Origin of the sequence: uncultured Kriegella sp., from assembly GCF_963975415.1 — a bacterium.
Taxonomy (GTDB): Bacteria; Bacteroidota; Bacteroidia; order Flavobacteriales; family Flavobacteriaceae; genus Kriegella.
This window is the reverse complement of the sequence record NZ_CAXBGN010000008.1, coordinates 14,931-38,450: the sequence shown is the minus strand read 5'-3', so window position 1 is coordinate 38,450 and position 23,520 is coordinate 14,931. Positions and strand designations below refer to the sequence as shown.

Annotated in this window: 16 protein-coding genes; 15 read left to right on the top strand and 1 reads right to left on the bottom strand. The window is 39.7% G+C overall.

Going from position 1 to position 23,520, the window contains the following annotated elements; genetic code table 11:
* Positions 1-55 precede the first annotated feature (55 nt).
* The 7 genes from AACZ88_RS16735 (at position 56) to AACZ88_RS16705 (ending at position 17,343) form a co-directional block, all read left to right on the top strand.
* The gene (locus AACZ88_RS16735) at positions 56-2,590 is read left to right on the top strand and encodes a PIG-L family deacetylase (protein WP_339712569.1); all 2,535 of its coding nucleotides are present in this window, start codon (positions 56-58) and stop codon (positions 2,588-2,590) included.
* Between the two features lie 103 nt (positions 2,591-2,693).
* The gene (locus tag AACZ88_RS16730) at positions 2,694-4,427 is read left to right on the top strand and encodes a sodium:solute symporter (protein WP_339712567.1); all 1,734 of its coding nucleotides are present in this window, start codon (positions 2,694-2,696) and stop codon (positions 4,425-4,427) included.
* Positions 4,428-4,618: 191 nt separating this feature from the next.
* The gene (locus tag AACZ88_RS16725) at positions 4,619-5,659 is read left to right on the top strand and encodes a LacI family DNA-binding transcriptional regulator (protein WP_339712565.1); all 1,041 of its coding nucleotides are present in this window, start codon (positions 4,619-4,621) and stop codon (positions 5,657-5,659) included.
* Positions 5,660-6,069: 410 nt separating this feature from the next.
* Positions 6,070-9,093 carry a SusC/RagA family TonB-linked outer membrane protein gene (locus tag AACZ88_RS16720; RefSeq protein WP_339712562.1) on the top strand — a complete coding sequence of 1,008 codons (3,024 nt, stop codon included), beginning with the start codon at positions 6,070-6,072 and terminating at the stop codon, positions 9,091-9,093.
* A 9-nt stretch (positions 9,094-9,102) separates the two neighbouring features.
* Entirely contained in the window at positions 9,103-10,692 is a 1,590-nt protein-coding gene (locus AACZ88_RS16715; protein ID WP_339712559.1) for a SusD/RagB family nutrient-binding outer membrane lipoprotein, read from the top strand.
* A 313-nt stretch (positions 10,693-11,005) separates the two neighbouring features.
* Positions 11,006-14,230, top strand: coding sequence for a VCBS repeat-containing protein (locus AACZ88_RS16710; protein WP_339712556.1), 3,225 nt, complete (start codon positions 11,006-11,008; stop codon positions 14,228-14,230).
* Complete coding sequence (locus AACZ88_RS16705; protein WP_339712554.1) at positions 14,227-17,343, top strand: DUF5107 domain-containing protein; 3,117 nt, start codon at positions 14,227-14,229, stop codon at positions 17,341-17,343. The genes AACZ88_RS16710 and AACZ88_RS16705 overlap by 4 nt, the downstream gene beginning before the upstream one ends.
* Positions 17,344-17,501: 158 nt before the next feature.
* Here the strand turns inward: AACZ88_RS16705 and AACZ88_RS16700 are convergent, their stop codons facing one another.
* Complete coding sequence (locus tag AACZ88_RS16700) at positions 17,502-18,029, bottom strand: DUF2911 domain-containing protein (protein WP_339712551.1); 528 nt, start codon at positions 18,027-18,029, stop codon at positions 17,502-17,504.
* A 176-nt stretch (positions 18,030-18,205) separates the two neighbouring features.
* On the opposite strand from AACZ88_RS16700, the gene AACZ88_RS16695 reads away from it, so the two are divergent.
* The 8 genes from AACZ88_RS16695 (at position 18,206) to AACZ88_RS16660 (ending at position 23,428) form a co-directional block, all read left to right on the top strand.
* Positions 18,206-18,703 carry an SRPBCC family protein gene (locus AACZ88_RS16695; protein WP_339712548.1) on the top strand — a complete coding sequence of 166 codons (498 nt, stop codon included), beginning with the start codon at positions 18,206-18,208 and terminating at the stop codon, positions 18,701-18,703.
* A gap of 6 nt (positions 18,704-18,709) precedes the next feature.
* A complete protein-coding gene (locus AACZ88_RS16690; RefSeq protein WP_339712546.1) occupies positions 18,710-19,402 on the top strand; it encodes an SDR family oxidoreductase in 693 nt (230 codons plus the stop codon).
* A 1-nt stretch (position 19,403) separates the two neighbouring features.
* Positions 19,404-20,717: a deoxyribodipyrimidine photo-lyase gene (locus AACZ88_RS16685; RefSeq protein ID WP_339712543.1), complete on the top strand. Its 1,314-nt coding sequence runs from the start codon at positions 19,404-19,406 to the stop codon at positions 20,715-20,717.
* Positions 20,718-20,798: 81 nt separating this feature from the next.
* Positions 20,799-21,095 (top strand): GNAT family N-acetyltransferase, encoded by a 297-nt coding sequence (locus tag AACZ88_RS16680; RefSeq protein ID WP_339712541.1) that lies wholly within the window; start codon positions 20,799-20,801, stop codon positions 21,093-21,095.
* 2 nt (positions 21,096-21,097) lie between these two features.
* Positions 21,098-21,526 carry a (4Fe-4S)-binding protein gene (locus AACZ88_RS16675; protein ID WP_339712538.1) on the top strand — a complete coding sequence of 143 codons (429 nt, stop codon included), beginning with the start codon at positions 21,098-21,100 and terminating at the stop codon, positions 21,524-21,526.
* Positions 21,519-22,013 carry a VOC family protein gene (locus AACZ88_RS16670; RefSeq protein ID WP_339712536.1) on the top strand — a complete coding sequence of 165 codons (495 nt, stop codon included), beginning with the start codon at positions 21,519-21,521 and terminating at the stop codon, positions 22,011-22,013. Before AACZ88_RS16675 ends, AACZ88_RS16670 begins: the two co-directional genes overlap by 8 nt.
* 238 nt (positions 22,014-22,251) lie before the next feature.
* Positions 22,252-22,932 carry a lysoplasmalogenase gene (locus tag AACZ88_RS16665; protein WP_339712534.1) on the top strand — a complete coding sequence of 227 codons (681 nt, stop codon included), beginning with the start codon at positions 22,252-22,254 and terminating at the stop codon, positions 22,930-22,932.
* Positions 22,933-22,984: 52 nt separating this feature from the next.
* Positions 22,985-23,428: a VOC family protein gene (locus AACZ88_RS16660; RefSeq protein ID WP_339712532.1), complete on the top strand. Its 444-nt coding sequence runs from the start codon at positions 22,985-22,987 to the stop codon at positions 23,426-23,428.
* The last annotated feature ends 92 nt before the right edge of the window (positions 23,429-23,520 follow it).

Sequence of the window (23,520 nt, the reverse complement as noted above, 5' to 3'; positions counted from 1 at the left end):
AAGATTTGATAGCACCTAATCTTGCTATATTTGAAAACCTCCTAAAACCAAGAGCATGCGCCAATTTCTGGTATTCTGTACAGCTATTATTTTATCGGTACATATTGGTTCTACCCAAGCCCCAAAGAAAAGTTCATCTTCGGCAATTTTCCATGCGATCGAAAAATTGAATTTTTTGGGATCTGCACTTTACATTGCCGCGCATCCTGATGACGAGAACACTCGGTTGATTTCCTATCTTTCCAATAAAACAAAGGCTAGAACTGCTTATTTATCACTTACTCGTGGCGATGGGGGTCAAAATTTGATTGGTCCGGAACTTCGCGAATTGCTAGGTGTTTTGCGTACTCAAGAACTTTTAGCCGCACGGGGCGTTGATGGTGGCGAACAGCTCTTTTCAAGGGCCAACGATTTTGGATATTCCAAACATCCTGATGAAACCCTAAAGATTTGGAACAAAGAAGCTGTTTTAAGCGACGTAGTTTGGGCCATTCGTAATTTCAAGCCCGATGTCATCGTCAATCGATTTGATCATCGGACCCCAGGATCTACCCACGGGCATCATACTTCTTCCGCTATGCTAAGTGTAGCGGCCTTTGACATGGTAAACAATCCCAATGTTTACCCTGATCAATTGCAATTTACAGAGACTTGGCAGCCCAAACGGTTGTTTTTTAATACAAACTGGTGGTTCTATGGAAACCAAGAAAATTTTAACAAGGCCGACAAATCAAAAATGCTCAAATTAGATGTAGGCACCTATTACCCTACGCTAGGTATTTCAAACAATGAAATTGCTGCATTGGCAAGTAGCCAACATCTTTGCCAAGGTTTTGGAAGATTGTCGACCCGTGGCTCCCAAGATGAGTATCTAGAATTACTCAAGGGCACTTTACCCAGCGACAAAACAAATATTTTTGATGGTATCGACACAACCTGGTCAAGAGTCAAAGGCGGTAAAGCCATCGGTGCTATTTTATATAAGATAGAAAAGGATTTCAATTTTCAACAACCCTCCACCCATTTGCCACAACTCATTGAAGCCTATTTTCTTTTACAAAACATAGATGATGCGCATTGGAAAAGGCAAAAGTCTAAAGAATTGCGAAATATCATAGCCGATGTTTCTGGCCTATATATGGAAGCCTCTGCCGACCAAGCTTATGCCAACCCGAACGGCATGGTTACCGTTGATATTGAAATCATCAATAGAAGTAGTGTCGAAATCGTTCTTAATTCGATCTTCATCACTGGAGCCAGTTCAACAATCGATGAAAAAACCAAATTATTGGAGAATAAAAAAATTGATTTCAAAATTGATTTGGCCATTCCCGAAAACGCCTCGTTCACAAGTCCGTATTGGCTTAATGAAAAGGGCACTTTGGGTATGTACAAAGTTGAAGATCAAAATTTAATCGGAAAGCCCGAAACCCCAAGAGCCTATTTGGTTAATTTTGTACTAGATTTTAATGGGAGGTCGATTACGTTCACCAAGGCAATCGAACATCGCTATGCCAAGCCCGACAAAGGTGAACTTCACGAACCTTTTGAAATTTTACCGATAGCCACCTCTTCTTTTCAAGACAAGGTATTGCTCTTCGCAGATGGAAAATCAAAAAAAATACCAGTCACTATCAAAGCCCATAAAGACAATGTTAAAGGAACCGTTCAACTGTGCTATGGTAAAGGTTGGAGCGTAGACCAAGAAACCAAGTCGTTCGAAATCGAAAAAAAGGGCGACGAAAAAGTTTTAGTATTTACGCTGACCCCACCAGAAAACGAGGATGAAAATTACATCACCCCTATAATCCGCGTTGCGGGAAACGAATACACCAAAGAACTGACAACGATTGCCTATGACCACATACCTACACAGTCAGTTTTAATGCCCTCGGAAGCAAAGGTCGTGCGGTTGAATCTTAAAAAAGCAGGTGAACATATTGGCTACATAATGGGTGCTGGAGATAAAGTTCCCGAAAGTCTTGAACAAATTGGGTATACCGTTCATATTATCAAACCAGAGGACATCAGTACTCAAGAGCTAAAAAAATATGACGCCGTAGTTTTGGGAATACGAGCATATAACGTGGTTGACGAACTTAAGTTCAAGCAACCCTATCTTTTGGACTATGCCAAAAATGGCGGGACTTTAATCATTCAATATAATACCGCAGGCCGTTGGAGTTCTCAATTTGAAAATATCGCCCCCTACTCCATAACCTTGTCTCGAGACCGTGTGACCGATGAAAATTCAACGGTAGAGATTATCGCCAAAAATCATGAGTTAACTAGTTTTCCCAATACTATTGTCTCGAAGGATTTTGATGGATGGGTACAAGAACGTGGTCTTTATTTCCCCAATGAATGGGCAAACGAATTTACACCTATCCTATCAATGAACGATGAAGGGGAATCGCCTAAAAAAGGTAGCCTTCTTGTGGCGCCTTATGGTAAAGGATATTATATTTACACAGGCCTCAGCTTTTTTAGGGAGCTTCCTGCGGGAGTACTAGGAGCTTACAAACTGTTTGCCAATATGTTATCGGTAGGCAAAGCAAAAATACAGAGCGACAATGAAACAAAAGGATAAGATGTTGGAAAAGGTGGATTGGAAAAAAGAATACACCTTGGTGCTTATTTTTAACATTTTCTACATTCTTGTTTTTTATTATTTAATGACGGCATTCACATAGATGGGAACACTAGATTGGATTGTATTGGCCGGAACACTCTTGTTCATCGTCTCCTACGGCGTATGGAAAACCAAGGGCAGCAAAGATGTTGACGATTATGTACGTGGCGGTAATAAAGCCAAATGGTGGACCATCGGACTTTCGGTCATGGCTACACAGGCCAGTGCCATAACCTTCCTATCTACTCCAGGACAGGCGTTTCACGACGGCATGGGCTTTGTTCAATTTTATTTTGGGCTTCCTTTGGCCATGATTATCATATGTCTGGTTTTTGTCCCCATTTATCACAAATTAAAAGTTTATACGGCCTACGAGTTTTTAGAACAGCGTTTCGACCTCAAAACCCGGTCACTTGCAGCCATTCTTTTTCTTATTCAAAGAGGTCTCGCTGCAGGGATAACCATCTATGCTCCTTCCATTATACTATCAGCAGTTCTGGGTTGGGACCTTCGAACCCTTAATATCATTATCGGCATATTAGTAATTATCTATACGGTTTCAGGAGGAACGAAAGCTGTAAGTGTTACCCAAAAACAGCAGATGTTCATCATAATGACGGGGATGTTCATTACCTTTTTCTATATTTTAGGATTTCTACCCAATGACATTACATTCGGAAAAGCCCTGAAAATTGCCGGAGCGAGTAATAAATTGAACATTCTTGATTTTGAATTGAACACTGAAAGTAGGTACACCTTTTGGAGCGGTATAACAGGCGGACTCTTTTTAGCCTTGGCGTATTTCGGTACTGACCAGAGCCAAGTACAACGCTATCTAACAGGAAGATCGGTAAGGGAAAGTCAACTAGGGCTTATCTTTAACGCCGTTTTGAAAATTCCCATGCAATTTTTTATTCTTTTGGTGGGTGTTATGGTATTTGTTTTTTATCAATACAACCCATCACCTTTGAATTTTAATCCTTCGGCCACCAAAACCGTTCTGGCATCGCCTTATGCAGAGGATTATAAAGTATTACAGGAAAACCAGACTGAACTGGAGAAAGAGAAAAAAATGGCTCAAGATCAATTTTCGGCAGCATTGGAGCTGAAGGAATATGCTACGGTCGAAAAAGCCAAAAATCAGATTATAAATATCAATAGTAAAGACAGTACAAACAGGGCTATGGCCAAGACACTGATCAAACAGGCCGATGATATTGCCGAGACTAATGATAAAGATTATGTTTTCATTCATTTTATACTTAACAACTTGCCAAAAGGTTTGATTGGTCTACTATTGGCGGTCATTCTTTCGGCGGCCATGTCATCTACGGCTTCCGAACTTAATGCCCTGGGCACCATAACCGCGCTCGACCTATACAAAAGAAACAAAAAAGGAAGTTTTACCGAGAAACATTATGTAATAGCCACCAAGACCTTTACCTTATTATGGGGCGTAGTAGCTATTATAATTGCTAGTTACGCCTATCTTTTCGATAATCTCATACAACTTGTCAATATCATTGGATCTATCTTTTATGGGAATGTATTGGGAATCTTTTTGTTGGCTTTCTTTTTCAAATTTGTAAAAGGCAATGCCGTATTTTTTGCAGCCCTTTTGACCCAAGTGTTTATTTGCCTGATATACTATTCTTTGATACATATCTATCCGTCTGGAGAAGAAAAGCTAGGTTATCTTTGGCTTAATTTTATTGGGTCGGCACTCGTAATTATAATTGCCGTTCTCTTTGAAGGATTCGATAGAATGTTAAAGAAACCACCTTTAAAAGCCTAGCATTATTACACTTAGGAAATTTGTTAATTGCAGATACTTTATTGCATTACCAAACCTCAATTAAATTCCTATTTCTTTCTTAATAGAAATGATATTTATAACAATTTGTAATATATCTTTATATTTACCATCGATCAACACTGGTTCTCTTCTTAGAATTTCTTTTATTTTGATAGTTTTTTGGTGTTTGTATGAATAAGAAAAAATATACCATTAAGGATATTGCTCGTCTAGCAGATGTTTCGAAAGGAACAGTGGACAGGGTATTACATAGACGCGGCAAAGTATCAAAAAAGGCATTGGAGCAGGTGAATCAAGTACTTGAGGCGATTGACTACCAACCCAACCCAATTGCCCGAACTTTAAAAAACAATAAAATATACCGAATCTGTGTTTTGATTCCGGATCAAACGGTCGACCCGTATTGGAATCCTGCGCATGAAGGTATTAAAGATGCCGAGAATGAGTTCAAGGCCTTCGGAGTATTGATTCAAAAATATGTCTATGACCCGCTTGAGCGATGTTCTTTCCTGAAAGAGTCACAAAAAGCCTTAGACTCGGTTCCTGACGTATTATTGATGGCGCCGTTATACCGACAAGAGTCTCTAGAAATTCTACAAAATTGCAAAACTAAGAACGTTTTAGTTGTATTTTTCAACAACTATATAGATGCCTTGAACAGTGAATTGTTTATAGGCCAAGACTTGCATCAAAGTGGTCGGGTTGCGGCCAATTTAATCGATAAACTCACAAAGGCCGAAGACACGGTCGCCGTTGTACATATCGACAAAGAGCCCCATATGCAACTAAAGGAAAACGGGTTCAAGGAATATTTTGAAGAAAGAAAAAAGACTCCCCAAAAAATCATAACGGCAAACTTTAATTCAGACTGTGCGAAGACCTTTGAAAAAGAGGTTGCTGAATTTTTGCATCTACAACGCCATATCACCGCGGTTTTTATCACTAACTCCAAATCATATAGGCTTTTAGAGGTTGCCAAATCGATTAACTCAGACTTTGTAACCATAGGCTATGATTTATTGGAGGAGAATATCAACTGCTTAATTCAAGGTGAAATTGATTTTTTAATACATCAAAAACCTAAACGACAAGCGTATCTAGGAGTGAGCTACCTTGTCGAACACTTTCTTTTTGATAAAAAAATTCCAGAAAAAATGTTATTGCCCATAGATATCATTTCCTCAGAAAATTTCAAATATTACTTAGATTGATTAACAAACAATACAACTTTTTACCTAGAACCGTTTGAGGTGGACAAACGCTTACTTAGCCCTTAAAAACTGACCGCATAGTTTCCCTTCAAACCATCGGGTGCCGACAACTTTACAACGAATGCTTATTAAAACAAATTGAAGATTGTTCTCTCCTATTTTCAAAATCCCGAATAAAATCACACATAAATAAGGAACGTAGTCCTAAAATAAGACTTTAACAAGTATCGCCAATAAATTGTTAAATAAAATTCTTACGGGACTAAAGAAAAGGGCTAAAACAAGCACAAATTAACAATGTGTTCGAACACATTTATGACTAATAGCCTTGTTTTATTAAAAATTTAGTTTAATTTCACATTTAGATAACAAAATGTTAAGACTAACTCAAAACATTTAAAACTAACATTATGACAAAAAAGTTATTAGTGATTTTAGCGCTGGTACTGGGTTCATACCCCATCCTTGCGCAAGACAAAACAGTATCGGGAACGATTACCGACGCTTCAGATGGTTCACCATTGCCCGGGGTGAACGTATTGGTTCAGGGGACCACTAATGGTTCTCAAACCGATTTTGATGGAAACTATACTATTGAAGCTTCCGAGGGAGATGTTTTAGTATTTTCATTTTTGGGTATGAAAAGCCAAAGTGTTACTGTAGGTTCTTCAAATACCGTCAACGTAAGTATGGAAGAAGATGCCAGCCAACTTGATGAAGTGGTAGTAACGGCATTAGGTATCAGACGTGAAGAAAAAACACTGACCTATGCCCAACAAACTGTACGCTCAGACGAATTGACCAAAACAAGGGACCCCAACTTTATGAACAGCATTTCCGGTAAGGCAGCTGGCGTCGAGATTAAGAAAAGTAGCTCGGGTGCCGGTGGTTCGACTAGAATCGTTTTAAGGGGTAACAAATCGTTGAGTGGTGACAGTTCTCCACTTTTTGTAATCGATGGTATCCCAATGGCGAATAACAGAGGCGGTCAGCCTGGTATGTGGGGTGGAGCTGATGGTGGTGATGGCCTTTCGGCAATCAACCCTGATGATATTGAAAGCATCAGTATCTTAAGAGGTGCGAACGCGGCTGTGCTATACGGAAGTCAAGGAGCGAACGGTGTTGTAGTTATAACTACAAAACAGGGTTCTGCTGGTAAAACTACAGTTAGTTTAAATACAGGTTACTCTTTTGAACATTATCAAGAACTGCCCGACCTACAGTTTAAATATGGGGCTATTGGCGCTGCCAAAGAAAGCTGGTCTACCGATGCGGGCGACTATGCCGATGAATACGTGGAAAACTTCTTCCAAACCGGACATAACTTTAACAACTCGGTTAGTATAAGTGGCGGTAATGATAAGACTACGGCCTATTTCTCGTATGCGAATATAACTTCATCGGGTATTACTCCTGAAAATAAATACAACAAGAACAATGTTTCTTTTAGAGGGTCTACCAAATTTTTTAATGATAAGGTAACGGTTTCTTCCGGTGTGATTATGAGCATTGAAGAAACAAAAAACAGATTACCTTCTGGATATTACCTTAATCCATTAACAGGATTATATATGTTCCCTAGAAACCGTAATTTCTATGACTTTAAAGACAATTATGAGATTTTTAATAGTGATAGGAATTTAATGGCACAAAATTGGTTTGTCGATGATCACCACCAATCGAACCCCTATTGGATTATCTATAACCAACCTCGGACCAACAACACGAAAAGGGTTATAGCTAATGCTTCGATTAAATGGGACATACTCGACAATTTAAATTTACAGGTACGAGGAAACTACGACTATAAAACCGAAGAGAATGAGCAACAACATGCAGCCACATCAAATGGCACCAATGTACATGCTAACGGGGCTTGGGATTTTAGTGATGTTGACGACCAGTTAGGCTATTTCGATGCCATCTTAAATTACAATACCAACATCAGTGATGATATTTCCTTTAATGCCGTTTTGGGTGCCAGCTACCAACAGACAAAATATGGCTTTGGTGTTTCAGTAGGTACCGGAGTTTTAGGGCTTTTATACCCCAACGAGTTTTTATTTCAGAACTTACCGACCAACGTACCCGTAAATTCAACTGCGAGTGAAGAAATCATCAAGCAAGGTGTTTTTGCAAACACACAATTTGGTTATAAAGATATGCTTTACTTAGATATTTCTGGACGTAATGATTGGGCCTCTACCCTTGCTTTAACAGGAAATCAATCTTATTTCTATCCGGCCGTAGGGCTAACAGGCATCTTAAGCGAAATGTTCGACATGGGCGAAAAAGTTAGTTTTGCCAAACTTAGAGCCTCATATACCCAAGTGGCCAACGAAGTACCCTATAATCGTATATTTCCACAACACAGTATTTCAGCGAACGGTGGGGTGAATAGAAACACACAGGCACCATTTTTAGATGGTAAACCAGAAATTATCACGAGTTTAGAATTTGGAGCCGATTTTCGTTTTTTCCAAAATCGCTTAGGCATTGATTTTACTTACTATAGCCTGACCAGTACAGATCAGTATATTAATGTCAGTCTGGATCCTTCCGACCCTGTCGCACAAGGTATTTATACCTCGCAATATATCAATGCTGGAGAGATTACTAACAAAGGAGTTGAGCTGACCTTGAGCGCTACACCCGTCAGAAATGACAACTTTCAATGGGTAACCGCCTTTAACTTCGCCAGAAACGTAAATGAAATTGTTGATATAGGCCCTGACGACGAAAGGTTTTATAATTTAGGTTCTTCAGAAGGTTATGCTTCTAGGTTATATGAAGGGGGAAGATTTAACGATCTTTATGTCTATAAATTCTTGAGAGATGATCAAGGCCGTATTATTTTTGAAAATGGCACCCCTAGGAAAACTGAACTTTTGGAATTAGTTGGAAACTTAGATCCCGATTGGTCTTTGGGTTGGAACAACAATATAACCATGGGTAAATTTAATTTGGGAATGCTCATCAATGCAAAAATTGGCGGAAATGTTTTTAGTCAAACAGAAAGTATGCTTGATGGTGCCGGGGTTTCGCAACGAACAGCGGACGCAAGGGATGCAGGAGGTGTAACCGTCAATGGCGTCGATCAAGATTCTGGTGCCGCTGTTACCACGGTTGATTCTGAAACTTGGTTTAGAGCTATTGGTGATCGAAATGGTATAGGTGAGGCCTATGTTTATGATCGCACGAATATTAGTTTAAGCCAATTGTCTTTAGGCTATAATTTCAATGTTGAAAAATTGAATTTGCCGATATCGGCAGCGACTTTATCGTTTGTAGGAAACAATTTGTTCTTTATCTATAAAGACGCTCCTTTTGATCCGGAGTTGGCGATGAGCACAAGTAGAAATTCCCAAGGTCTGGATAATTTCAACTTGCCTTCTACCGCCACATATGGCTTCAATCTAAAAGTAACTTTTTAAAAAAAAAACATGAAAAAGTTTATATATCTATTTTCAGCGATATTGGTACTAGGTGCCTGTACCGACAATTTTGAAGAGATTAATACGAGCCCGTACCAACTGACCGATGAGTCGTTGCAACAAGATTTCAATAATGTTGGATCGTTTTATCCCTCTATGTTTAGCCAGATTTTTGGTAATCAGGTCAATCATAATTTGACCAATGTGACTTATGCCCAGCATTTGGCTACCCCTACCCCTTTTGTAGGCGGAATCAATAACACCACATATTATATTCGATGGAACGGGTATTGGGATCGCCAATACAACAGTGTTATGGCTCCGGCGAATCAGGTTATTGGTATTGCGGAGTCTACTGACCAACCGATGTTTGTTGAATGGGCAAATTTGATAAAAATATTATCGATGTCAAGATTGACAGCTTATCATGGCCCAGTTATTTATTCACAATATGGGCCTGAAGGTGATGGATCATATGATAGTGAAGAGGTTCTTTATAACGCTTTCTTTGCAGATTTAGATCGAATTATCGCGCTATATAATGCAAATACCGACTATGTTGGTCTTACCGCTTTTGACGCTAGTTATGGTGGAGATATCGCCCTATGGGCAAAATACGCCAATTCATTACGCCTGCAATTGGCTATGCGTATCTCAAAAGTTGCCCCTGCTTTGGCAAAAACCCAAGGAGAAAAAGCCTTAGCAGATCCTGCTGGACTTATAGAAACCAATGCAGAAAACTTTAATATTTCTTTGTATGGCAACAAGTTCCATCCCGCCCAAATTTGTTTTGAATGGAATGACACACGAATGAGTGCAACAATGGAATCAATTTTAATTGGTTATGAAGACAATAGGATAGAGCCATTTTTTGATCCCGTAGAAGATATGGCTCTAGTGGCTGATCATCCAGATTGGCCGTATAAGGGTATTCGTAATGGTGCGCAATTAACTGCAAAAGACGACCATTTACCGTATTCTACCATAGACATTGACTTTAACGACCCTGCCAAGGTCACCACTCGTAAAGTTATGAGTGCCGATGAAGTATTCTTTTTGAAAGCGGAAGCTGCCCTTAGAGGGTGGGCCGGCGCTGGAGATGCACAAGCTAATTATGAGGCTGGTGTAAGAGCTTCTTTCGAACTTTGGGGTGCCGGTGGTGTTGATGCTTATCTTGCCGATAACACAAAACTACCTATCGATTATAACGATGTTGTTTATGATGGATTAGAAGACGGTTCTGTAAATGATTTTACAAGTGATATTACAATAACCGTAGCTTGGGATGAGGCTGCCGACAATGAAATCAAATTGGAGAAAATCATCACACAAAAATGGATTGCGGCCTATACCAATGAAATGGAAGCTTGGGTAGATCATAGAAGAACGGGATACCCGAAACTTCCACCCGTCTATCAGAACAGTAGTAGTTCCGATTGGGGGCTTATACCAAATGGCGAAATTTTACGACGTATGCCATTTACCAATGGACAAAGGGAAAATAATGCTTCCGGTGTAGCAGATGCCACGGCTAAGTTAGGTGGCCCCGATGAAATTGGCACCCGACTTTGGTGGGATACCGGCGGCCCGAATTTCTAAAAAGAGAAGTGTATTATTTTTAAGTTTGAATAGATGAAAAACCTGTGGAAATGATTCCACAGGTTTTTTTAAATTATAAAATTAGAGGTCAACAGCATGCTTTTCAAGCTTCACTAGACTGCACAATAATTGGTAACTTACCATTAATTCCTATGACTGAATCTTAATTGTCGCTGTAGCGTTACAAAGCATCTGCGAATCGTAAAACATAACAAACAATATGTATATTTTTTCAAGAAAAGCCTACCTATTTTATTGTATTTCACTACTTTTTTCGTGCCAGCCAATCGATGATACCAAAATGTTTTCTTTGATGCCCAGCAAAAAAACAGGGATAACATTCAAAAATATTCTAAGCGAGACCGAAGAGTTCAATATTTTGACCTACGGTTATATTTATAATGGAGGTGGCGTCTCAGTAGGCGACATTAACAATGATGGGCTACAAGACCTTTATTTTACGGGTAGCATGGTCGGCAGTAGACTATACTTGAATAAGGGAGATTTTGAATTTGAAGAAATAGCCCAAAAGGCCGGTGTCTTCGCCGAAGGTTTATGGAATACCGGCACTACAATGGTCGACATCAATGCAGACGGACTTTTAGATATTTATGTATGTCGCTCAGCTGCCAAAGATGACTTCAAGCGCAAAAACTTGCTTTTTATCAACAACGGTAATCTGACCTTTACCGAAAAGGCCGCCGAATATGGTATAGACGATGCGGGGTACTCGACCCAAGGCGCTTTTTTCGATTACGATCGCGATGGAGACCTTGATCTCTACGTGGTGAATCACTCAACGCAAGAATTTGCAAGCTTTAGACAAATCAACAACAACCTAAAAAGTCACCGGAGCCCCGCCTATGAAGATAGGCTCTATAAGAATGAAAATGGAAAATTCATAAATGTGAGCGACGAAGCAGGACTGGTTTCGAATGTATTGGGATTTGGTCTAGGTGTCGCCATTTCTGATATAAACGATGATGATTGGCCCGACATCTATATCTCGAACGACTTTAATGAACAAGACTATTTTTATATCAACAACCAAGACGGTACGTTTACAGAAAGCCTTCAACAATATATTGGCCATACCTCACATTTTTCTATGGGTTCCGATATCGCCGACATAAATAACGATGGCTATCCTGAAATTATGACACTCGATATGCTTCCTGAAGGCAATTATCGTTCAAAAATGGTATCCGGACCCGATAACTACGACAAATTCATGGTGCTTCTGAATAATGGATTTTATCATCAGAGTATGAGAAACATGATGCATTTGAACAATAAAGGAAAATCATTTTCAGAAATTGGTCAGTTTTCAGGAGTCTCTAGTACCGATTGGAGCTGGGCATCCCTCTTTTCCGATCTTGACAATGACGGCTATAAAGACTTATTTATAACCAACGGAGTCAAAAGAGATTATACCAACATGGATTTTATGAACTTTGCCGTTCAAGAGAAGATGAACGAAAATAAGACCGGTGTGGAAATGGCCATCACAAACCTGTTGGAAAACATTCCTGCGACAATTGAAGAAAACTACACCTATCATAACAATGGCGACCTGACTTTTTCGAAGGTCAGTGCTGAATGGGGACTAAATCAAGAATCGCTTTCCAATGGAGCCGCCTATGCCGACCTAGACAATGACGGCGATATGGATATTATAGTAAATAATACCGATACAGAGGCTTTTGTTTATCGAAATAATAGCAATATTCATTTAAAGAACAACTATCTGAAAATAAATCTCAAGGGTGAGGGCAAAAACACTTTTGGTATAGGCGCGAAAGTAATGCTACAAATTGGTGACCAAACCCTAAGTCAAGAAATGATGCCAACAAGAGGATTTCAATCTTCTGTCGATTACAATTTAGTGTTTGGCTTAGGAAATGCAAAAACTATCGATGCGTTAAAAATTATCTGGCCAAATGGAAATATACAGCTACTGCAAGATGTGAAACCCAATCAACAACTTACGCTCTACCAAAAAGATGCATTGAATAGTGAAACACTCAAAAACACCCCTTCAAAATCTTATTTTACAGATATCACCCAAGACGGTGTATTTCAATTTGTGCATAAAGAGAATGAGTATATCGATTTTAAACGCGAGCAGTTGCTTCCCCATAAACTTTCCACACAGGGCCCGAAATTAACAAAGGGCGACATAAACAATGATGGTCTAGATGATATCTTTATAGGAGGATCCAAAGGAAGTGTCGGAAAATTATTGGTTCAATCCAAGTCTGGAAAATTCTCAAGTTCCTCTGAGAATACGTTCTCGGAAGATGCACAATCGGAAGACTTGGGTACGCTTTTTTTTGATGCCGATGGCGATGGCGATCAAGACCTTTATATTGTCAGTGGCGGAAATGATTTTGATAAAAAGGCTCCCGAATTACAAGACAGACTGTATTTTAATAATGGTCACGGACAATTTAAAAAGAAAATCGCCGCGCTCCCAAGCATGTTGACAAGTGGTTCATGTGTTGCTTCGGGAGACATTGATAATGACGGAGACCTTGACCTTTTTATTGGAGGACGGGTAGTTCCCGGACGCTATCCCACAGCACCAAAAAGTTACATACTTGCGAATGATGGCAAAGGAAATTTCACCAACGTTACGGCTACTATCAATGAAGCTATTACAAATATAGGGATGGTTACCGATGCACTATGGTCCGATTTTAATGGCGATGGACAAGACGACCTAATAGTTGTTGGTGAATTTATGGGTATTCGGGCTTTCGAAAATAACAATGGCAAATTGATAGAACTGACCGAAGAGTCCGGTATTACGAACTCCCAGGGTTGGTGGAACACCATCAAATCAGGAGATTTTGACAACGATGGAGACCTTGATTATATTGCGGGTAACTTTGGGCTCAACTCCCAGTTAAAGGCATCGGTCACCGAGCCTGTTCAATTATATGCCAAAGACTTTGACGGCAATGGTTCCATAGACCCAATTCTCTGTTCCTATGTTCAAGGTGAGAATTACCCTGTTTTTTCCAGGGACGACCTTATCGGTCAACTTAGTGGCCTGAAAGGAAAGTATGTAAATTACTCCGATTATGCCGACCAGAAGATTACCGATGTTTTCTCTCCCGAAGAACTGGCGAGCGCCTCCCTTCTCGAAGCAAAAACTTTTGCCACAAGTTATATGGAAAACTTAGGCAACAATCGGTTCAAACTCACCCCCCTACCCGTTCCGGCACAGTTTTCCCCGGTCTATGGGATTCTAGTTCAAGATATTGACGGAGATAAAAACCTCGATGTAGTTCTAGCCGGCAATTTTTTTGGAACACGCGTTAAATATGGTAGATATGACGCCAACAGGGGAGTTCTTTTAAAAGGAGATGGAAAAGGAGGTTTCTCACCTGTGAATAACCTCGAAAGCGGACTGAACATTTCTGGAGAAGCCAGGGATATTGAGACCCTTATTCTTTCAGACAACACCGAAATCGTATTGTTCGTTCGAAATAATGAATCAATTCAAGTATATCAAAAGACGATGAATCAATGAATAGAAAAATAAATTATTGCGTAGTGCTCGCTGTTCTACTATTTCCCATTATGGCAATTTCTCAATCGGCAATTGTTAAGGAAGAAATATATGCTTTGGATACCTATGGTTTTGGCAAACCCAATCCAGTGCCGATAATTGCAGAAAACCCGAAAATAGCCCCCTACTTTAAATTTGAGGAATACGAACACAGCTCCAAAAAAAAAGATTGGAAAGTTGTCACCCTAGAGAATGATTATATCAAGGTCTTTATCTTGCCAGAAATCGGTGGCAAGGTATGGGGCGCCATCGAAAAAAGTACCGGTGAAGAGTTTCTCTATAAAAATGAAGTCATTAAATTTCGAAATATCGCTATGCGCGGCCCATGGACCTCCGGTGGTATCGAATTTAATTTTGGGATTATTGGCCACCACCCTTCAACAGCCACTCCCGTCGATTATGTAACACGAACGAACGATGATGGAAGTGTGAGTTGCTTTGTAGGAAACACCGATTTGCCATCAAACACCACATGGAGCGTAGAAATACGTTTAGAGAAAGATAAAGCGTATTTTGAAACCAATGCCTCTTGGTACAATGCCTCACAACTCAACGAGTCGTATTATAATTGGATGACAGCCGCCGCAGTGGCGACCAATGATCTAGAGTTTTATATTCCGGGAAATGCTTATGTAGAACACAATGGCGATGCACACTCATGGCCTATCGATGAGCAGGGAAGAGATTTATCCCTTTATAAAAACAATAACTTCGGCCCCGCAAAATCATACCATATCGTTGGAGAATATAATGATTTTTTTGGAGGATACTACCGTAACCGCCAATTCGGGTTTGGGCAATGGGCTCGATATGAGGAAATGCCCGGACAAAAATTATGGTTGTGGGCCTTGTCCCGGTCAGGTGGTATTTGGGAAGACTTGCTGACCGATACCGATGGTCAGTATATCGAATTTCAGGCCGGCCGCCTATTTGACCAATATTCCGGTGGAGCTATAAACCCTATCAGTCAAGTCGGTTTCGACCCTTATGTCATGGATCGCTGGCATGAATTATGGTTTCCCTATAAAGAAATCGGAGGTATGGTCGATGCTTCCGAACATGGCGTGCTTAACGTAGAAATCAACGCCAATGGCTTTGAAATCGGATTGAACGCCCTTCAAAAATTGGATAAGGAGATTCAAGTAAAAGTAAACGGAAAAATAGTTTTCTCCGAAAAGTTGAATCTGGCGCCCATGGAAGTTTTTTCTAAAAAAATTTCCGCTCAAAGCACGAATGCCCTTTCCGTGGCAATTATTGGCACCGAACTATCCTATATAAAAGATGATGAGAAAAATCGGTTAAAAAGGCCATTTTTTTCCGATAAAGACTTAAAAGTCTCCGAAACTGAGAAACTTTTTCATGAAGGATTGGAAGCAATAGCATATCGCGACTATACCCTGGCCCTTGAAAAACTGACAAAACTGGTAACATTAGACCCCTCGCACCGAGACGGGTTAGTTCAACTTTCGGAATTAGCCTATAGGGCGACAGATTATTCCAAAGCTTTGGAATATGCGAATCGTGTGTTGCAAATGGATACCTACAACTCGGGCGCCAATTACAGGGCAGGTATTGCGTACCGCGCGGTAAATGATACTATTAATGCCTTAGAGTCTTTAGGATGGGCGGCTAGGGATGTCAAGTACCGTTCCGTCTCATTTACACAAATGGCAACGTTATATTTGGCATCAAAAAACTATCAAAGAGCTATGGACTATGCCCGAAAGGCATTGGACTATAATACCTTCAACTTAAATGCAAGAAAGGTGTTGCTAGTTGCTGCCAGAAAATTAGGGGATAAAATTGGTTTTGATCATGAAATAAAGGAACTGCTTAAAATTACCCCCTTGGACCATTTTGCCTTATTGGAAAAACACTTTATAGATTCAAAAAAACTTTCTTTCGAGGTAGCAGAGAAGATAACCAATGAATTTCCTGCGGAAACAAGTCTAAGTCTTGCCCTTCAATATCAATCTTTCGGATTATCGGAGGAAATGTTAAACGTACTGCAACTTCATTCAAAAAATACGAAAAACCAACTTTGGAGCGCCTATATCTTACGTCAAAAAGATGTTGACAAAAGTAAAATTTTACTCGACCAAGTAGTAAACGCATCCACGGAATTCGTCTTTCCGTATCGTAGGGAAACCATTCCGGTTCTTGAATGGGCTTCCCATCAAAACAGCAGCTGGAAACTTAAATATTATCTCGCCCAAAATTATCTGACCGTAGGTTTAATTCAAAAGGGCAAAGCTCTTATGAAAACTTTGGGCAATGCACCCGATACGGCCACCTTTTATCTATTTAGGGCAAAAATACTGAATGATGCAGCGGTTTCAGATCAAGAAAAAGATTATCTAAAAGCCCAAGAATTAAGTCCAAAAGATTGGAAAACATGGGAGGAGCTTATTCAATTCTACCTAACAAACAAAGAATATGAAGCTGCGATTAACATATCGAGCAAGGCCCATAAAAAGTTCCCCAACAACTATAATATAGGCTTGGCACATGCAAAATCATTATTGAATACGGGGCGTTATTCAGATGTTATCCGTGTGTTACGAAAGGTACAAGTACTGCCTTATGAACATGCCAGTGAAAGCAGAAAAATCTATGAAGAGGCCCATATTGCTTTGGCTGAATCTTATTTGCGCAAAGGTGATTTTAAGAAAGCGATACCAGTTTTGGAACAATCCAAAAAATGGCCGGAAAATATCGGTGTGGGAAAACCGTATGAACCTGACGAACGTCTTCAAGACTATCTCTTGGCCATTTGTTATGGTGAAACGGATCAGATTGGCAAAAGGAACGGACTATTGAACGAAATTGTGGTGTACACCAATGAGCATATTGATCGTCGTGGAATCAATCATCTTTTTGGTCTTTTGGCATTAAAAAAATTAGGCAGGGAAAATGAAATTGGGCAAATGCGCTCAAAATTGGAAGTAACCGATCAAAACAAAGTGGCACTAGCCCTCTATTCGAACGAAACGGATAATGAGCTTTTAACAAAAGAGAAACACAATATTCCTGAAACGATATGGAAAGCTATCCGCAATAGCATAAACTACTAAAAGACAAAGGCCCGTGAAAATTTCACGGGCCTTTTATAAAAATGTAATATCTTATCAATTATTTGGAGCGCCACACTCAAATTCAGTGCAAAGCATACGTTTTTGACAGTTGATGCCGTAAAGGTAATAGTTGTGACTTATGAGACAGCAGTGCAGTTTTATTTAGAAACTCCGAATTTAACGCCAACATAGGCTTTTTCCCACATAAGTCCCAATACTGCCCCAGTATCGGTCAAATCATCTATGGTAATTGTAAATGTCTCTATCGGCATAGGAATGGCATGAACCTGTGCAGTTGTTTTCGCAGCAACCTTACTGTCGTCCCATTCAGGATTGCCTCCTCCTTCAGTCTCGTTATAGAAGAACACCTCCCAATTTTGTTGACCAGGTTTTGTAAAAATGGCATAAGAACCAGCCTTTAAAGTCTGTCCATCGACGGTTACATCATTGCTGAATGTGACTTTTGTACGTGCATTGGCACCCGTGCGCCATATTTTATCATACGGTACTAAATCACCAAAAATAGTTCGACCGCGCATCGAAGGTCTAGAATATTCAATAGATACATCGGTCAACCCCACTTTTTGTTCCAATTTTGATAGCGGGCTAGGTGCCGGTTTTTCAGTTTGAGCTTCTATTGCATACGAAGCCATAAAAGCACAAAGTACTACTACTAATTTTTTCATTATTTTAAGTTTTTTAGTTTTCACAAATCTATAGATAAACCCTTCTTGCATTTGTTAATGTATTCTTAAATTAGAATATTGAGAAAGGGCAATACTAAGCCTCTTAGTAATTTTGTTTATCTTTTATTGTTTTTTATTAAACAAAATAACCGTATCTTTGTAAGAATTCATACGCTATGAAACTGTATCAGCTACATTCCAAACAGGCACTTCCTATTTCCCAAAAAAAAGCATGGAAATTTCTATCCAACCCTTATAACCTAAAAATAATTACGCCTAAGCATATGAATTTCACCGTACTTTCTGGTGTGGATAGACCGATGTATGCGGGTCAAATTATTACCTATAGCGTCTCTCCTTTTCCTTTTTATTCGACCAAATGGGTTACTGAAATAACCCATGTGAAGCAAGGTGAATACTTTGTTGACGAACAAAGATTTGGTCCGTATGCCCTGTGGCACCATAAACATTTTTTAAAACCTATTGAAGGAGGTATTGAAATGGAAGACCTTATCGATTATAAACTTCCGTTTGGCTTTCTTGGTCAGTTAGCACACGCTCCTATAGTCAAAAAACAGCTGGAGTTCATATTTTACTATAGGGAGCAGCAACTTTTACAGTTGTTCGGTAAGCATGTAAACGGCACCCAAGAACTTCATTTCAAATCAATCTAGTTTCTCATGAATAAAAACATACTACTAATAGGAGGTTCGCAAGGTATTGGTCGTGCCATAGTGGAACTACTTCAAGAACAATATTCGATTTTTGTAGCTTCTCGAACAAAAAACGGGTTGCAGGAGACTTCCATAACCCATATCACTTTTGATGTATTATCCGGTGATTTAGATCTTTCATTGCTTCCTGATCGTATTCACGGATTTGTTTATTGCCCTGGCAGCATCGATTTAAAGCCTTTTAAAATGTTGAGTACAAAAACATTTGAAGATGACATGCAACTTAATTTCTTTGGTCTGGTAAAGGTTTTAAAAGCAATTATGCCCCAAATGGCTGAAGGCTCCAGCATGGTTTTTTTTAGCACGGTCGCCGTCAATACAGGAATGCCTTTTCACACTAGCGTTGCTGCCTCGAAAGGTGCTATCGAAGGATTTGCAAAGGCCTTGGCGGCAGAATATGCACCCAAGATTCGGGTGAATGTGGTAGCACCTTCTTTGACCGACACCCCGTTGGCAAAACGGTTGTTAAGTAATGACAAGAAAAGAGAGACCATGGCACAGCGCCACCCATTAAAACGTATTGGTCAACCAGAAGATATTGCCCATATGGTACATTTTCTGTTGGATACAAAAAGTGATTGGATGACTGGGCAGGTGCTTAACGTCGATGGTGGAATGAGCTCTTTAAACATGAATTAGTATGAGGGAAAAAGTTTCCATTTTTTGGTTCAGAAGAGATTTACGGCTAGACGATAATATTGGCTTTTTACAGGCATTGAAAGGTGATTTCCCAGTACTCCCTATTTTTATTTTCGATACCGAAATTCTAGACCACCTTGACAAAAATGATGCTCGGGTTACCTTCATTCATACCATATTGCAAGATATGCGGATTACCCTGCAGAAAGAATTCGGAAGCTCCATTGCCTTGTTTTCGGGAAAACCTGATACTATTTTTAAGAAACTCATCACAGATTACAACATTCAATCCGTTTTTACGAATCACGATTACGAACCCTACGCCAAAGAACGCGATTCGCTCATTAAAGAATTTTTAAAGCAACATGATATTACCTTCAAAACCTTTAAAGATCAAGTTATTTTCGAAAAAAGCGAAGTAGTTAAAGCTGACGGCGAACCCTATGTAGTTTATACTCCTTTCAGGAATAAGTGGAAAGAGAAATTCAATGCCGATAATCACTTGATCATTCATTATACCAGTGGCTACTTAAAAAATTTGATAGCGCACAGTCGACTACCGAACCTTTCCCTAGCCGATATCGGTTTTGAAAGGGCTTCTATAAAGGTTCCGGAATACGATGTTACCCCTACCCTCATTGAAAATTACGAGTTCACTCGAAACTTTCCCGCTAAAGAAAACGGCACCTCTCATTTAGGTCCGCATCTTCGTTTCGGAACAGTTTCCATCCGAAAAATGGTCAAAAAAGCAATTGCCGAAAAAAACGAAACATTCTGGAACGAGCTCATATGGCGTGAATTTTTTATGCAAATTCTCTGGCACTTCCCTAAAACGGTCTCAGCAGCTTTTAAAAGTAAATATGACCGAATCGATTGGCGGAACAATGAAGCGGAGTTTGAAAAATGGAAGACCGGCCAAACGGGCTATATTTTGGTCGATGCCGGTATGCGCGAGCTCAACAGCACAGGCTATATGCACAACCGAGTGCGTATGTTGGTCGCCAGTTTTTTATGCAAACATTTACTGATCGATTGGCGGTGGGGTGAAGCCTATTTCGCAGAAAAACTACTCGATTATGAGTTGAGCAGCAATGTTGGTAATTGGCAATGGGCTGCCGGAAGTGGTGTAGATGCGGCCCCTTATTTTCGAATTTTCAATCCGATGACCCAGGTCGATAAATTTGATAAGCAAAAAGAGTACATAGAAAAGTGGGTTCCCGAATGGCAAGACCCCGAGGCATATCCTGAGAGAATGGTAGACCATAAAATGGCCCGGGAGCGCTGCTTAAAAGTGTACAAAGAAGCCCTTAGCTAATCACCAACTTCTTTTCAGTTTTCCGGTTTAGAATCAAGCGTCAATTTTGTATATTTAAGTAATTAATACTTTACTGGCACTATGGAAAACTATCACTTAAAAAATAATAGCGAGGAGAAACAATATGAATTACATATTGATGGCGCTGTTGCACGTATCGAATATATTCTCGCAAAAAGCAAAATTTACTTAACACATACCGAAGTGCCAAAAAAATTGGAGGGAAAAGGGATTGCCTCGGCCATGGTAAAAAAGGCTCTGGAAGACGTTGAGCGCAAAAAATTAGATTTAGTACCCATGTGCCCTTTTGTAGCCGCATACATCAAACGGCATCCCGAATGGAAAAAACTGGTTTTAAAGGGAATTAATATTCAATAGCTATGGCAGAACGCGAAATTACCAAGAAGTACACGAATGAAGATTTGACCGTGGTTTGGAAGCCCAGCCTATGTACCCATTCGGGCATTTGCGTGAATACACTTCCCGAAGTATACAATCCCAATGAAAAACCATGGATAAAAGCTAAGAATGCTTCAGTTGAGGCATTGAAATCACAAATTGGCAAATGTCCATCGGGTGCTTTAAGCTACACCCAGGAAACCCCGGATAAAGCCGCCCCTAAGTCGGTAGAAACCAAAGTGGAAGCCCTTCGTAATGGCCCTTTATTGGTACATGGCGAACTCGAGGTGACCCATAGCAATGGTCATATGGAAACAAAAAAAAAGGTTACTGCATTTTGTCGCTGCGGTGCTTCCGATAACAAGCCCTACTGCGACGGCACTCATAATTCAATAGCTTTCAATGCGTGATATGGGATCAGAAATGTATCAGAAAATTACCCCCTTCTTACTATTCAATGGCAAAGCTCAAAGTGCCATGAATTTTTATCTCTCCATTTTTCCCAATTCACACATTTCCATTGTCGAATACCATCATAGCAAGAAAGATTCGGATAACAAAACTGACATTCTAAGGGCTTCTTTTGTCTTAAACGGACAAGAGTTTATGTGCGGTGATAGTTTAGAAAAACACGCTTTTAGATTTACCCAATCCTTTTCTTTGTACATAGACATGGAATCAGTTTCAGAACTGCGTCGCGTTTTTATAGCACTTTCTGAAAATGGAAAAATATTGATGCCCATCGATAATTATGGCTTCGGCAAATGCTATGCGTGGGTACAAGATAAGTTTGGAGTATCTTGGCAATTGAACGTTCCTAATTTGGAAAAAGCATCGGAAGACAGCAATGTCTGTTTTGCAAACCACAAAGACGTTCGGCCAGAATATCGGGAATAAGAATCTCTATCACCATTAAGACCGAACACCATGGTTTTAACTACGCTACAGACTGAAAACCAAGGCTTTAAATGACCGATAAATAAAAAATATACGGGAGTCACATTGAGTTTGCGAGATTCTAAATTATTGACATGTACGCTAAAACTAGAAGGCCGTTCCAAGAATATAATCGCATCGATTCATTACAAACTCCACTTTTTATAACTGTAATGAGCAATCGAAAAACCAGATTATAATGCATTTTCGCCCTACATATTTCATATGGTTGTTTATTTTTCTTGTGCTTTCAGACAGTATTGTCGGGGCGAGTGCCTTTTCCGGTTTTCGTTTTATAACGAAACCGATGATACTAATCGCTTTAATCGCTTATTTTATTGGCAATGGTAAGCATTTGACAAAATCAACCTATTACCTCACCTTATCTGCTTTATTCTTTTCATTATTGGGCGATATTTTTTTAATATTCGACCATGGGTCAAACCTTTATTTCATTTCCGGACTCGTCTCATTCTTATTCGCCCACATTTTATATACCATTGTCTTCCTACAACAGTCGAGCCGCAAAAAATCTTTGGGTTCATGGTTGATTACGCTACTTTTTTTGGGGTACGGAGCGACCTTATTCGTACTGCTCCAAGGCAGTTTAGACCAACTCAAATTACCTGTAATCATTTATATTTTGGCAATTTTGGTTATGGCCGTTTCCGCATATGGTCGTCGTGAAAAAGTAAACGCGATCAGTTTTAACCTCGTGTTTTTGGGTGCACTTTTCTTTATGGCCTCCGACACCCTGCTTGCGATAGATAAATTTATGTTCGACGTACCTTGGTCATCTTTTGCCGTGATGGGAACTTACGCCACAGCGCAGTTTTTGATCGTCAAAGGGCTGTTGTATGAAAACATGAAAAAGAATTGATTCTTTTAGCCTCAAAAACCCTATATTCCAAACTCAAAAAAAATTGTTTACTATGAACAAAGTATTCCTTTTGCCCTTCCTAATATCCTGTCTAACCCTGTCTGCGCAGGAATTTGATTTTAAGATAGATCATTCCTCGCTTATTGTAAACGATTTAAAGACTTCCGGTGATTTTTACGCTGATGTGCTAAAACTTAAAGAAATCCCGCATCCGACAAAAGCACCGGGATTCCGTTGGTTTCAAGTACAAGGAAATTCACAATTGCATTTAATCTATAAGGATACGGTACAAATGAAAAAACATAAATCAATGCATTTATGCCTTTCTACGCCTGATCTAGATGCGTTTATATCACATTTAAAGAAACACCATATTTCGTACGAAGACTGGCCCGGAAAAAAAGATGCCGTAACCCTACGTGCCGACGGGGTGCGTCAAATCTACCTGCGGGATCCAGAGGGATACTGGATCGAGGTAAACAACGCTCAACATTAGAAATGGTGGCCTCTCGTCCTACACTTGTTCCTTTGAAGAACTGGTGAAAAAGAAAAATTCAGACTTCATTAATCGGTATGAATCTATTGCTT